12 protein-coding genes are annotated in these 13,490 nt (G+C 67.2%); 4 read left to right on the forward strand and 8 right to left on the reverse strand.

The features are described from left to right. Positions 1 to 229: 229 nt before the first annotated feature. Together AC1RR5_RS23135 and AC1RR5_RS23140 are read right to left on the reverse strand one after the other, a co-directional pair. Complete coding sequence (locus AC1RR5_RS23135) at positions 230 to 1,444, reverse strand: dipeptidase (RefSeq protein WP_492925470.1); 1,215 nt, start codon at positions 1,442 to 1,444, stop codon at positions 230 to 232. Continuing rightward, the gene (locus tag AC1RR5_RS23140) at positions 1,441 to 2,784 is read right to left on the reverse strand and encodes an LLM class flavin-dependent oxidoreductase (protein WP_492925472.1); all 1,344 of its coding nucleotides are present in this window, start codon (positions 2,782 to 2,784) and stop codon (positions 1,441 to 1,443) included. Before AC1RR5_RS23140 ends, AC1RR5_RS23135 begins: the two co-directional genes overlap by 4 nt. Before the next feature lie 288 nt (positions 2,785 to 3,072). On the opposite strand from AC1RR5_RS23140, the gene AC1RR5_RS23145 reads away from it, so the two are divergent. After that, the gene (locus tag AC1RR5_RS23145; protein ID WP_492925474.1) at positions 3,073 to 3,759 is read left to right on the forward strand and encodes a DOPA 4,5-dioxygenase family protein; all 687 of its coding nucleotides are present in this window, start codon (positions 3,073 to 3,075) and stop codon (positions 3,757 to 3,759) included. 43 nt (positions 3,760 to 3,802) lie between these two features. On the opposite strand, the gene AC1RR5_RS23150 is transcribed toward AC1RR5_RS23145, so the two are convergent. The 6 genes from AC1RR5_RS23150 to AC1RR5_RS23175 all read right to left on the reverse strand — a co-directional run bounded on the left by AC1RR5_RS23150 (position 3,803) and on the right by AC1RR5_RS23175 (position 10,627). Further along, positions 3,803 to 5,983 (reverse strand): TonB-dependent receptor, encoded by a 2,181-nt coding sequence (locus AC1RR5_RS23150; RefSeq protein ID WP_492925476.1) that lies wholly within the window; start codon positions 5,981 to 5,983, stop codon positions 3,803 to 3,805. Positions 5,984 to 6,114: 131 nt separating this feature from the next. Continuing rightward, a complete protein-coding gene (locus AC1RR5_RS23155) occupies positions 6,115 to 7,113 on the reverse strand; it encodes an ABC transporter substrate-binding protein (protein WP_492925477.1) in 999 nt (332 codons plus the stop codon). Continuing rightward, a complete protein-coding gene (locus AC1RR5_RS23160; protein WP_492925479.1) occupies positions 7,113 to 7,955 on the reverse strand; it encodes a class II aldolase/adducin family protein in 843 nt (280 codons plus the stop codon). Before AC1RR5_RS23160 ends, AC1RR5_RS23155 begins: the two co-directional genes overlap by 1 nt. 11 nt (positions 7,956 to 7,966) lie before the next feature. Continuing rightward, complete coding sequence (locus AC1RR5_RS23165) at positions 7,967 to 8,917, reverse strand: D-isomer specific 2-hydroxyacid dehydrogenase family protein (RefSeq protein ID WP_492925481.1); 951 nt, start codon at positions 8,915 to 8,917, stop codon at positions 7,967 to 7,969. After that, positions 8,914 to 10,077: an acyl-CoA dehydrogenase family protein gene (locus AC1RR5_RS23170; RefSeq protein ID WP_492925483.1), complete on the reverse strand. Its 1,164-nt coding sequence runs from the start codon at positions 10,075 to 10,077 to the stop codon at positions 8,914 to 8,916. The genes AC1RR5_RS23165 and AC1RR5_RS23170 overlap by 4 nt, the downstream gene beginning before the upstream one ends. A gap of 175 nt (positions 10,078 to 10,252) precedes the next feature. After that, the gene (locus AC1RR5_RS23175; RefSeq protein ID WP_492925485.1) at positions 10,253 to 10,627 is read right to left on the reverse strand and encodes a hypothetical protein; all 375 of its coding nucleotides are present in this window, start codon (positions 10,625 to 10,627) and stop codon (positions 10,253 to 10,255) included. On the opposite strand from AC1RR5_RS23175, the gene AC1RR5_RS23180 reads away from it, so the two are divergent. From AC1RR5_RS23180 to AC1RR5_RS23190, 3 genes are read left to right on the forward strand one after another with little or no spacing between them, the layout of a single operon-like run. Beyond that, the gene (locus tag AC1RR5_RS23180; protein ID WP_492925487.1) at positions 10,596 to 11,711 is read left to right on the forward strand and encodes a putative urea ABC transporter substrate-binding protein; all 1,116 of its coding nucleotides are present in this window, start codon (positions 10,596 to 10,598) and stop codon (positions 11,709 to 11,711) included. The genes AC1RR5_RS23175 and AC1RR5_RS23180 overlap by 32 nt on opposite strands. 5 nt (positions 11,712 to 11,716) lie before the next feature. Further along, a complete protein-coding gene (locus AC1RR5_RS23185) occupies positions 11,717 to 12,532 on the forward strand; it encodes an ABC transporter permease (RefSeq protein ID WP_492925489.1) in 816 nt (271 codons plus the stop codon). Beyond that, a complete protein-coding gene (locus AC1RR5_RS23190) occupies positions 12,532 to 13,296 on the forward strand; it encodes an ABC transporter ATP-binding protein (protein ID WP_492925491.1) in 765 nt (254 codons plus the stop codon). Before AC1RR5_RS23185 ends, AC1RR5_RS23190 begins: the two co-directional genes overlap by 1 nt. The last annotated feature ends 194 nt before the right edge of the window (positions 13,297 to 13,490 follow it).

A 13,490-nucleotide genomic window follows, 5' to 3' on the forward strand; every position in this document is an offset into this window, starting at 1 on the left:
TCAATGGCGTTCAATTCATGAGCATTGAAAATATAGACTATGATTGTTGCGTGCGGTTCGGCTGTCGCGATCTGAAAAGACGGCGATGCGCTCGAACTGTTTTATCGGTCGGCCGATTTGGCCGGGGCGGGGAAGCGGGCGTCAAGCCTCTCCGCTTGCCCGGGCGCGATAGCGTCCTAATTGCGAACGATGACGGCGCCCGACGCGCGAACGCCGGGCGCCGTTTTGACTAGGCAGGTCGCCGGGCGGCCTCGACTTGACGGAAGACGCGCAGCCAGTTGCCGCCCCACAGCTTGTCGATGTCGGCTTCGGAGTAGCCGTGGCGGACCAGTTCGGCGGTGACATTGGCCGCCTCGCCCTCATTGGCCCAGCCGATGACGCCGCCGCCGTGGTTGAAGTCCGAGGCGATGCCGACATGGTCGACGCCGATCCGCTTCACCGCGTAGTCGATCGAGTCGACGAAGTCCTTCACCGTCGCCTTGGGCAGCAGGGCGTTCACCGCGTGGCTGTAGTCGGTGCGCTGGGCGGGCGAGAGCGCCTCGGTCCCGTCCGCCGGCTTGGCGAAGGCGGCGGGCAGGCCGAACTGGGCCCGGATCGGCGCGACCTTGGCGGCGAAGTCGGGGCCTGGGTTCACGAGATAGGGTCCGAAGGCGACCACCTGGACGACGCCGTTGTTGGCCTTGATGGCGTCCAGTTCTGCGTCCGACAGGTTGCGCGGCGCGTCGACCACGCCCCGGACGCCGGAGTGGCTAGCGACCACGGGGGCGCGGGTCAGCTTCAGCGTTTGGAGCACGCCATCGGGCGTCAGCTGCGAGATGTCGATGATCACGCCCAGGTCGTTCAGCTTGCCGACGGCGGCCTTGCCCAGGGGCGACAGGCCGTTCCACTCGACCTTGGTCCCACCGCTGGGGCGCGAGGAGTCGGCATAGGCGTTGTTGCCCGCATGGACGAAGCCGAAGCTGCGGACGCCGGCGCGGTAATAGGCGTCGATCGGATCCAGGCTCTCGCCGAACGGATAGGCGTTGAGGAAGCCGACGACGATGGCCCGCTTGCCGGCCTTGGCGGCGGCCTCGACGTCCTTGGCGTTCAGAGCCAGGACGGCGCGGTCGGGGTGGCGCTCGGCCACGGCCCGAATCGCCGCCAGCTTGGTGTCTGCATCGGCCTTGGCCTTGGCGTAGCCTTCCGGCGTGCGCGGGCCTTGCGAGACGAACACCGCCAGGACGGCGGCGTCGACCTGGCCGCGTTCCAGCTTGGGTAGGTCGAGCTGGCCATCGCCGTCGACGGCGGCCTCGTGCGGGCCGACGCCCAGATCCAGCGGCACGTCGACATGGCTGTCCAGCACCAGGGCGCGGGCGTGGATCGCGGCCGCGTTCGGGTCGGCGGCCAGGGCGGCGGTGGCGACCAGCAGGCTGGCCGAGGCGAGGGCGAGGAGGCGCAGGCTCATTCGGCGGCGACCTTTTCCGGCGCGACGTTCCAGCGGTTGTCGGGGACCGGCAGGCCCAGGTGACCGCGTAGGGTGTCGTGCGTGTATTCGGTGCGGAACAGGCCGCGGGCCTGCAGGATCGGCACGACCTTCTCGCGGAACAACGCGAAGTCGCCGGGGCGGGTGACGTGCAGGATGAAGCCGTCGGCGGCGCGGCCGTCGAACCAGCGCTGGATCTCGTCGGCAATGGTCTGTGGCGAACCGACGAAGCCCGACCGCCAGGCCCCGAACCGCTCCGCCGCCTGGCGCAGGGTCAGGTTCTGCTCGCGCGAGACCCGCACGATCCGCTCGGCGTGGCCCTTGTAGGCGTTGAGGCTGAGATTGCTGACGTCCGGGAACGGGCCGTCCAGCGGGTACTGCTTGAAATCGTGATAGCCGAAGGCGCGGCCCAGCTGGACCAGCAGCTTGTCGATGCCGACCTCGCCGCGCTGGGCCTTGTCCAGGGCCTGGGCTTCTTCGTCGGTCTCAGCGATCGTTGGGAAGAGGCCCGGCAGGACGCTGATGTGGTCCGGATCGCGGCCTTCCTTGACGACTCGAGCCTTGAGATCGGCATAGTACTCGACCGCGTCCTCGAAGGTGTCGACACCGGCGAAGACGCCCTCGGCGATGCGCGCGCCGAGATCCCGGCCCGCGCCACTGACGCCCGCCTGGAAGATCACCGGTTGGCCCTGGACCGAGCGCGTCAGCGCCAACGGCCCGGCCACCGAGAAGTGCTTGCCCTTGTGATTCAGGGCGTGCTGCTTGGACTTGTCGAGGAAGGTCCCAGCGGCCTTGTCGCGCGGGAAGGCGTCGTCCTCATAGCTATCCCACAGGCCCTGGACGACATCGACGAACTCGCCGGCTCGCTCGTAGCGCTCGCCGTGGTCGAAGTGTTCGTCGCGGCCGTAGTTCTTCGAGGCGCCTTCGAGGCCCGTGGTCACCACGTTCCAGCCGGCGCGGCCCTTGCTGATATGGTCCAGCGAGCCGAACTGGCGGGCAACGTTGTAGGGCTCCCAGTACGAGGTCGTCAGGGTGCCGACGAGACCGATCTTCGAGGTCGAGACCGCCAGGGCCGAGAGCAGGGTTAGCGGCTCCAGGCGATTGAGGAAGTGCGGCGCGGTGTCGGGGGTGATGAACGGGCTGTCGACGATGAACACCAGATCGAACTTGGCCGCCTCGGCCAGCTTGGCGTTGTCGATGTACCAGTTGATGTCGATGCTGGCGTCGCCGGGCAGGGCGGGGTCGCGCCAGCTGGCGTGATCGGTGCCGACGCCGGCCAGAATGGCGCCCAGTTTCAATTGACGTTGCGAGCCTTGGGTCACGTCGACCTCCTGATAAGACAGGTCGGCTCTATCGAACTCGGAGAGGCTCCAATAATTGCGTCTTCTAATGCGCTTTATTCGGCGCCGTGAAGTTTGCCGGTTTTACTGAGCAATTTGGCGGGCGGCTTTGAATTGCTGAAAAGAGCCTCAGGATTTCTTGCAGGCTTGGAACGCGCCCTGCACGGGATCAGGTAATCTAAATTCCTACTGAAGCTATCTGAATTGAGCCTGGCGAGGCGGTGCGAGAGGTTGGCGAACCTTAGAAAAGCCATTCGCGAGTCCGTCTCCATGCCCAAATCCGCTCCGCCGATCTCGGCCGCCGCTCTCGAGGAACCGGGCGTGCAACGTCGCGGGCTGCTGCTGGGCGGAGGTCTCGCCGCGGCGGCTAGCCTGGCGTCAGGCGTGCCGGCGAAAGCGGAGGAGGGCGCCGGAGTTCCGCCGCCGACCAAGCAGCCGCGCACGCCGGTCGGCGGCAAGAGTCCGTGGGGTTATGAGACCGCCGGTCAGGCGACGCCCAAGCCTGCTTCGGTGCGTCCGGGCGAGACGCCGCTGCCGACGGCGCCGCGCGCCTATACCGACATCCGCAGCTATCACGCCCACATCTATTTCGACGAGGACACGGCCGACAAGGCGGCCCTGTTGCGCCGCTGGGTGGCCGATCGGTTCGTCGTCGAGCTGGGCGATTGGAACCTGACGCCGCGCGGGCCGCACGTGACGCCGTCGTTCTATTTCGGCTTCACCAACGACCTGCTGCACGTGATCCTGCCGTGGCTGCAGCTGAACAGCCTGGGCCTGACGATCCTGCTGCATCCGAACACGGACGATCCGCGCTCGGATCACCTCTACTACACCGCCTGGATCAACCGATCGCAGCCGGTGAACGCCTACGGCATGAAGAAGCCGGGCGCGGACGAGCCGCCGGTCGAGCTGATCTATCCCAACACCAAGCCGCACGTGCCGATCGAACGGGCCTGAAACGAAAAGCGCCGCCGTCCTGATCGGGCGGCGGCGCTCTTGCTTAGAGGGCGTATTTCAGCGTGACCAGGAAGGTCCGGGGGTCTGGGTAGTTGCGATAGAACACCCCGGTGGCCGGCGTGTAGGTCGAGGTCACCGGCTTGTCGGAGTTCAGCAGGTTGCGGCCCGACAACTGCACGGCCCAGTGCGGATCCGGCGCGGTCCAGGTGATCGAGCCGTTCAGGAAGCCCTGGCTTGGCGCGGAGTCCTGGGGGCGTTGCAGGGCGCTGTAGTAGGTCTTGCTCTGCCACTGGGCGTTCAGGCCCAGGCGCACCGAGCCCGGCACTTCGATCGGGACGTCATAAGTCAGGCCGCCGGCCAGGCTCCAGCGCGGCGAGTTCAGCAGGCGGTGGCCACCCGCGTTGACGCCCACGCCGCCGGCATTGCGATAGCGGTCATAGACGGCGAACAGGTAGCCGACAGAGGCCTGCAGCCCCAGCCGCTCGGTCGGGCGGATGTCGCTCTCCAGCTCGACGCCGTAGGTGTGGGCCTTGCCGGCGTTCCCGCGGATCGAATTGCCCGGATAGGCCGGGTCGCTGTAGCTGACCTGCAGGTCCTTGTAGTCGTTGTAAAACACCGCAAGGTTCAGTCGCGCGCGGCGATCGAACAGCTCGGTCTTCAGGCCCGTCTCGTAGCTGTCGACGGTCTCGGGCGCGAAGGGGCGGGTGGCCAGGTCGATGCGGGTGGCGCGGTTGTCGAAGCCGCCCGACTTGAAGCCCTTGGAATAGCTCACATACTGCAGGACGTCGGGCGTCCATTGGTACTGCGCCGAAAGCTTGGGCGTGATCGACGAGAAGATCTTGTCGGCCTTGCCGGCGATCGATTGGCCCACGACCTGGCCGGCCAGGTTTAGCACCTTGTTGTCGAAGACGAATTCCTTCTCCTCGTTGGTCCAGCGCAGGCCGCCGGTAAGAGAGAGGCGCTCGGTCGCCTTCCAGGTCGCCTCGCCGAACACGGCATAGGCGTCGGTGTTGGTGATGTTGTGGGCGCGGGCGAAGCCGTAGTTGCCAGGCGTCACGACCGGGTCGGTGTTCTGGGTGTTGCGGCGGCTGTAGCCGTCGCGCTGCACGAAGAAGCGCTCGTGCAGATAGAACAGGCCGCTGGTGAAGGTCAGGGCGCCGAAGTCGCCGTTCAGCTGCAGTTCCTGGGTGGCGTACTGGTCGTTGTAGTGGATCAGGTTCTTCTGGATCAGCGCTGCCTCGCCGTCGTTCTCGTAATAGACGGGATTGAGGTTGAAGCCGCCGTAAGCGGTGATCGACTTGAGCTTCAGGTTATCATTGAGCTCGTACTGGACGCGCAGCGAGCCGCTGATCTGGTCCAGGTCCTGCTTGGGCTCGACTTCCGAATAGGAGCGGTCGTTGCGGAATACGCCGCCGGGCTGGTTCACCGGCACGTAGCTGCGGGTGTCGCTGCGGTCGCGCAGGGCGTTGACCGTCAGCAGGGCGTCCAGGCGTTCCGTCGGCGTCCAGCGCAGCTTGGCGCGGAAGGCGTCCAGATCGATGCGGTTGACGTCGTGATTCAACGTCGGGTCGAAGGTGACGCCGTCGCGGCTGTGGTGGATGTACGAGAAGCTGCCAGCCAGCTTGTCGGCGACCAGCGGGCCCTCGATCAGGGCGCGGACGTCGACGGCGCCGTAGTTGCCCAGACCAACCTCGGCCTTGGCGCGCAGGGCCTGGCCGGGATCGCGGGTGATGATGCGCAGCGCGCCGGCGCTGGAGTTGCGGCCATACAGCGTGCCTTGCGGGCCGCGCAGCACCTCGATCCGCTCCAGGTCGTTGAACTCGACCATCGAGCCGATCTGGCGCGGGATGTAGACGTCGTCGACATAGACGGCCAGCACCGGCTCCTGGATCGGGTCGGCCTCTCCAACGCCGCGCAAGGCGTAGGTCTGGGTGGTGTGGCTGATCGTGACCCGGCTGATCGACAGGTTGGGAATCTGGCCCGACAGGTCGCGGATGTTGTCGATCTTGCGATCGGCCAGGACCTGCTGGCCAAAGGCCGAGATGGCGATGGCGGTCTTCTGCAGGTCGGTGGCGCGGCGCTCGGCGGTGACGATCACCTGCTCGACGGCGGGCGCGGCGCTGTCGGCCCCGTTGGCGGTGGCCGGCTCGGCGGCCTGTGCCGCGCCGGCCACCGCCAGGCTTGAGCTGACGAGTAGAAGGTCGCGCAGGTAAAGTTTAGGCATTTGATTTTATCCCCATCTGTCGAGTAGGGATTTGTCATCTGCGCGACCTGTACTCAACGAATATAAAATTCAGAACGCGATAGATTTGCTCATATCGTGAGATGTGAAGTTCTATATTTGAACTTCGAAACTCATTTGAAGAAGGGCATCAGCCGGTCGTCCCACAATGATTTGACCTGAACCGCACCGGGAAGGATCTTGGCGGCGGCGAAGGTGTCGGCCACGGCCTGCTGCGAAGCGATCGCCGCATCGCTGATCGGGCCCAGGATCGAGGGCGAACTGCGCTCGCGGAATTCCTGCTCGTAGTAGCTCTGCTTGACGCCGGTCGCCGCCGTCCGGACCTTGGCCCAGCGCACGCCGTCGGCGTTGATCCAGTCGAACACCTTGCGATAGCGCTGGACGTAGTCGCCGATCGCCTTCAGCCGCGTGGGATCGTCCAGCGCCTCCTTGGCGGCCGCGATCAGGTAGTTGCCCGACAGGATGCCCTGAGCCGTGGTCAGCACCCGCGCCCCGGCCTCGCGGGCCTGGTAGACGATGACGCCGTAGATCACCCAGGCGTCGAGCGCGCCACTCTGGAAGGCGGCCAGCCCGTCCTGCGGCGACAGCGCCACCGGGGTGATGTCGGCCCAGGTCAGGCCGGCCTTTTCCAAGAGGCGCAGCAGGATGTAGTGCGAGGTCGTGGCCTTCACATAACCGATGCGCTTGCCCTTCAGCTGGGCGAAGTCCTGGGCTGGCGAGCCCTTGGGCACGAGCACGACCTGGTTGTTCACGTCGCCCTGCAGCGCGCCGACGATACGGACCTGGTTGCCCGGATGGCCGGCCACGAAGATCGGTGGGATCTCGCTCATGCCGCCGAAGTCGAGTGCGCGGGCATTGATCGCCTCGGCGATCAGGTTGCCGCCGGCGAACTGGGTGCGGGCCAGGTTGTAGGGCGGCTCTCCGACGCCGGCTTCCTTGAAGAAGCTCTCGGGATTGCCGCGATAGGTGGCCACCCGCAGGGTCAGGTCGGACAGATCGCCGGGGGCGGCGGTCGGTTTCGGCGCGCAGGCCGCGAGACCGGCCAGCGACAAACCCGTGAGCGACAGGCCGCCGAGCATCAAGCCACGGCGCGAGAAGGAAAAATCGGTCATCAGTCGAACAGGTCCGGCTCTTCTTCGGTGACGATTTCCCAATAGGCCTGGAAGGCCCAGAAGCCGCCGGTCTCGGTGCCGACCTGGCCGGCGGTGTGCTTGGCGACCTCTGGCGGCATCGGCTTGGTCGGGCCGGCGGCCTCGGCCAGCAGTTGGGCCTGGCAGGCGTTCTCCATGGCCAGATAGCGCCAGACGGCTGCCTCGACCGACTGGCCGACGGTCAGAATGCCGTGGTTCTGGAGGATGACGGCCTTCTTGGGCCCCAGCGCCTGGGCGATTTTCTGGCCCTCACTGGTGTCGAGCACGACGCCCGAAAACTCCTCGAACAGGGCGTGGTCGTCGTAGAAGGCCGCCGAGTCCTGGGTCAGCGGATCCAACAGCCGGCCCAGGGAGGACCACGCCTTGCCATACAGCGAGTGCGAGTGGGCCGCGGCGACCACGTCGGGGCGGGCCTCGTGCAGCTGGGAATGGATGGCGAAGGCGGCGCGGTTCAGGCGCGGCGGGACCTTGGCCGGCGGCTCGACGATCTCGCCCGAATGGCTGACCAACATCAGGTCCGAGACCTTGATCCGGCTGAAGTGGACGCCGAACGGATTGACCCAGAAGTGGTCGGTCAGCTCCGGATCGCGGGCAGTGATGTGGCCCGCCCCGCCCATGTCGAAGCCGTAGCGGCCGAACAGGCGGTACGAGGCGGCCAGGCGCTGCTTGCGATACAGGCGCTCGAGCTCGTGGGTCGGCTGGCGCGGGATCTCGCGCGTGCCGAACTCGGGCAGGACGGTCTCGATCTTGGTCGGATGCGGCCCGGCGGACCTGAAGTCCCGCGCGGAAGGGATGGCGGTCATGGCGTTGTCCTTCAGTAGCCGCGCGACAGATCGACGACGTCGGCCAGGGGCGCGCCGGATCGGAAGCGGGCGAGGTTCTCGGCGAACTGGGTCGCCAGATTGATGCGGGTGTCGGGCGTGTGCACCGAGGTATGCGGCGACAGGCGCACCTTGGGGTGGGCGTAGAACGGATGGGCGTCCGGCAGCGGCTCGGGGAAGGTGACGTCCAGGCTGGCGCGGCCGACGCGGCCTTCGTCCAGCGCCGCCAGCAGGGCCTCGTCGTCGATCAGGGCGCCGCGAGCGATGTTGATCAGGTGCAGGCCCGGCTTGGCGTGCAGCAGCAGGTCGCGGTTGATGATCCGCTCGGTCTCTGGCGTGGCCGGCGCGGCGAGGACGACATGGTCGCTGCGCTCGAACAGGGCCTTCAGGTCGCCGACCCGCTCGACGCCGGGCACCGGGATCGGCGCGTCCGAGCGGCGGGTGGCCAGGACCTTGATTCCCAGCGCCTGGGCGCGCGGGGCCAGGGCTTCGCCGATGGCGCCAAAGCCCACGAGGCCCAGCGTCGAGCCGGCGACCAGCTTCAGCTGCTGCGGCGCCCAGCGGTGGGCGCTGTCGATCCAGATGTCGGGCAGGCGCTTGGCCTCGGCCAGGATGGCGGCCAGGGCGAACTCGGCCAGGGCCACGGCGGACGAGCCGCGCGCCGAGGTGACGACCGGGCCGTCGAACAGCCAGTCCGGATAGAAGTCGATGCCGACCGAGACCAACTGCACCCAGCGCACGTCGAACGGCCAGCCGGGCGGCGCGCGCTCGGGCAGGACGCCGCCGGCCTTCCGGAAGGGGGCGGCGACCAGGACATTGGCCTTGGGCGGCAGGGGCGTGGTCAGGCCCGGCGGGACGGCGATGATCTCGGCGTCGGCCGCGTGCTGGGCGAAGACGCTGTTGAAGACCTCGGGCAGCTGGCTGGCGACGACGACGCGGCTCATGCGGAAATCCCCGCGAAGGCGGCGCGGCCGGCGCTGGTCAGCACCACATCGGCCTGGGGCGTGTGGACCCGGCCGCACAGGACGTCGCGATGATGGCGCTCCAGCGGGTTGGCGCGGGTCAGGCCCGGATTGCCGGTCAGCTTCAGGGCCTTCTCGACGGCGCTGATGGCGTTCTCGGTGACCAGGTGCTTGACCAGGCTGGCTTCGACGCCGCCGACCTCGCCACGCGCGGCGGTGTCCAGCAGGACGCGGTTGGACAGCAGCAGGCCATCGATCTCGCCGACCGCTTCCTGGAAACGGGGCAGGGTCGACAGGGCCGCGCCCAGGTTGGCTGGCTTGCGATTGGCCAGGAACTCGACCAGCCAGTCGCGGGCCGCACGGGCGACGGCGTCGTAGATCGCCGAGGTCAGCACCGACGACCAGGCCGCGAAATTGGCCGGGTAGGGCGGTGGCGCGCCAACGGGTTGCGGGTCCAGGGCGTGGTCCAGCGGGACCAGCACGTCCTCGAACACCACGTCGTGGCTGGCGCTGGCGCGCAGGCCCAGGTGGTCCCAGCTCTCTTCGATGACGATGCCGGGCGTGTCGGCGCGGACAAGCCAGCCGCCGACCAGGGGTTCGGCGTCATCGCTGCGCGCCCAGACCACGAACCAGGTCAGGTTGGTCGAGCCGGTGGAGTAGATCTTGCGGCCGCTGATCCGCCAGCCCTCGGACGTGCGGCGGGCGATGGTGGCGGGCAGGCCGCCACGAGCGGGGGTGCCGAGGTCCGGCTCGACCCGCAGGGCGTTGATCAGGGCGCCATGCTCGATCGCCTCGCCGATCACCCGCTGCTTCAGGTGCTCGGGCCAGCCCGAACGGCCCTCGACCGAGGCGTGGAACAGGTACTGCATGACCAATACCAGCGCCGTGGCGGGCTCGCCGCGCGCGACGGCCGAGATCACCTTCAGCGCCGTCGGCAGGTCGGCCTCCAGCCCGCCCAGGCGCGCCGGCGCGGTCAGGGCCAGCAGGCCGGCGTCATGGAGAAGGCGGAAGTTCTGGGCGGGGAAGCTGGCCTCGCGATCGTGCTGGCCGGCGGTCTCGGCGAAGGCCTGAGTCAGGCCGGGCAGGATCGCATCCAGATCCGGCAGCCGGGCGGGCTGCAGTCGAAGAGCCGGTGCGTTCACGACCGGGCCTCGAGGGCTGGCGATGGGGACTCAAACGCGATCGCCGAGGACATCGGTCACGCCTTTCTTCGAAAAGTCGCGGCGGATGCGCCACGGGTCTCGAAGTAGGACGTTTAATTCCTATCCATTCAATAGACTTATCCTCAGCGGTCTTATCAGGAATTCTCTAGGGTGCTCAGGTGAGCCAGTAGCGCCCGCCGCGAGCGGTGAAACCATCACGCAGAATGGACCAGGCGCCCGCCATCAGTTTGCTCAACATGTTCGCAGCCTCCGTATGCAGATCGAGGCTGGGGGAGTGGATGGCCTGGGCATACGGTTCAGGCGCGGGGAACTGCCTAGGGCGACGAGAACGGCGCGGGATGCGGCGCCTCTGCGGTGGATCGGCCTGCTTTTTCGGCAGATCGGCCTTGATGGAAAGGCGGTCGCGGCGGTGCGTCAGTATTACGATTGCGCCAACTCGTAATATGAAAAACGCTTCCTTCAACGCGTTCTGGCAGCGAATTCGGAGGGAGCCGCTGATGAGTGTCCTGTTCACCCGCAAGCGTTTCATGGCGGCCTTGGCCGTATCGACCCTGGCCCTTACACTCGCCTCGTGCGGGCCGAAGGGCGCCGACAAGGCCGCGCCGGCGGCGTCCGCCGAAGCGGCCAAGACCGAGTACAAGATCGGCTGGACCATCTATGCCGGCTGGATGCCGTGGGCCTATGCCCAGCAGTCGGGCATTGTGAAGAAGTGGGCCGACAAGTACGGCGTGAAGATCGAGCTGGTGCAGATCAACGACTATGTGGAGTCGCTGAACCAGTATTCGGCTGGCAAGCTGGATGGCGTCACCGCCACCAACATGGACGCCCTGACCGTGCCGGCCGCCGCCGGCAAGGACACCACCGTGGTGATGATCGGCGACTACTCCGACGGCAACGACGGCGTGGTGCTGAAGAACGGGACGAGCCTCGCCGAGCTGAAGGGCCGTCCGGTCAACCTCGTCGAGCTGTCGGTCTCGCACTATCTGCTGGCTCGCGCCCTGGAGAAGGCCGGCCTCAAGATGAGCGACGTCAAGACGATCAACACGTCCGACGCCGACATCGTCGCCGCCTTCGGCGCGGCCGACACCAAGGCCCTGGTGACCTGGAACCCGCAGCTGTCGGAAGTGAAGAAGGCGCCCGGCGCGACCGAGGTCTTCAACAGCTCGATGATCCCAGGCGAGATCCTGGACGGCCTGATGGTCAGCACCGAGACGCTCAAGGCCAATCCGAACCTGGGCAAGGCCCTGACCGGCATCTGGTACGAAACCATGGCCCTGACCGTGGCCCAGACGCCGGAAGGCAAGGCGGCCCGCGAGCAGATGGCCAAGCTGTCGGGCTCGGACCTGGCCAGCTTCGAAGGTCAGCTGAAGACCACCCACCTCTACGCCGAACCGAAGGCGGCCCTTGCCGCGACGGTCAGCCCTGACCTCGTCACCGCCAACGACCGCGTGCGCAAGTTCAGCTTCAGCATGGGCCTGTTCGGCCAGGGCGCGAAGTCGGTGGACGACATCGGCATCAGCTTCCCGGGCGGCAAGACCCTGGGCGACCCCAAGAACGTCAAGCTACGCTTTGACACGACCTACGTGCAGCAGGCCGCCGACGGTAAGCTCTAGCCATCATGCGCCTCCTCAACGTCAGGCCCCGAGGCGGTCTCGCGGTCCTGCTCGGGATGATCCCGCTGCTGGCCGCGGCGCTGCTCTACCTGATGGCCTCCCAGGCTCGTCACGCGGAGAACCCGCGCGACAAGCTGCTGCCGACCCCGACCGCCATGGTCGAGGCAGTGCAGCTGATGGCCAGGGTCGATCCGCTGACCGGCCACGCGCCGTTGCTGGTCGACACCCTGGCCAGCCTGGAGCGCATCGGCCTGGCGCTGCTGATCGCCACGGCGCTGAGCCTGATCCTGGGCCTGGGGCTTGGCCTGCTGCCGTTGCTGCGGGCCAAGTTCGGACCGTTGGTGGCGGCGATCGCGGTGATCCCGCCGATCGCCGTGCTGCCGATCCTGTTCATCGTCTTCGGCCTGGGAGAGACGGCCAAGATCGCCCTGATCGTCATCGGGGTGACGCCGGTCATGGTCCGCGACCTCGCCGCCCACGTCGCGGCCATCCCCGAAGAACAGCTGGTCAAGGCTCAGACCCTGGGCTCCAGCACCTGGCAGTTGGCCCTGCGCGTGGCCTTGCCCCAGGCCATGCCGCGCCTGATCGACAGCCTGCGCCTGTCGCTGTGCCCGGCCTGGGTCTACCTGATCTCGGCCGAGGCGATCGCCGCCGACAGCGGCCTGGGCTACCGCATCTTCCTGGTCCGCCGCTACCTGTCGATGGACATCATCCTGCCCTACGTCGCCTGGATCTCGATCCTGGCCGTGGCGATGGATGTCGCGCTGAAGCTGATCGCCCGCCGCGCCTATCCGTGGGCCTATCCGGAAAGGGCGCGCTGATGGGCGGCCTGCTGACCTTCCGCAATGTCTGGGTGGAGTACGGCGACAAGGTCGTGCTCGAGAATGTCGACCTGTCGATCGCGCAGGGCAGCTTCGTCTCGATCGTCGGCCCGTCCGGCGCGGGCAAGAGCACCTTCCTGCGGATGATCATCGGCCAGGAAAAGCCGACCCGCGGCGCCATCGACCTGGATGGCGACAAGCTTAGGGCCGAGCCCGGACCCGATCGGGGCGTGGTGTTCCAGAAGTACTCGGTGTTCCCGCACCTGTCGGCCCGCGACAACGTCGTGTTCGGCCTGGACTGCGCCGGTTCGCCGTTCCTGGGCAAGCTGTCAGGCGCCAGGCGTCGCAAGGCGCTGGAGGAGGCCGACGCCATGCTGGCCGCTGTGGGCCTCTCCGACAGCGGGGATCTCTATCCGGCCAAGCTGTCTGGCGGCATGCAGCAGCGCCTGGCCATCGCCCAGGCGCTGATCAAGAAGCCGCGCATCCTGCTGCTGGACGAACCGTTCGGCGCCCTTGATCCCGGCGTGCGCCTGGACATGCACGAGCTGATCACCGGCCTTTGGCGCGACAACGGTCTGACCATCATGATGGTCACCCACGACATCAAGGAGGCCTTCAAGCTGGGCACCCGCGTGCTGGCCTTCGACAAACGCCGCCGCGACCCGCACGCGCCGCATCGCTACGGCGCGACAGCCGTCTACGACTTCCCGCTGGACAAGCCGGGCGCGGTGGGGCCGGAGGCGTTGGCGGGGCTGGGCAAGTAGCTGCGATGTTGCGTCGCAGCATTGCGTCTTGTCGTGACAACGTTGTCATCATATATGGGTTGTATAGCGAGGAACCGTCCTCGCCTGATCGCAACCCGGAAAGTCCGATGTTCAGCCTGATCTACTACACCGTTTCGGCCCTGAAGGCCGCGCGCACCACCGCTTAAGGCGCTCTTCGTCTCTGACGATCCTGA

This window comes from Caulobacter sp. GW821-FHT11E11, from assembly GCF_058808315.1.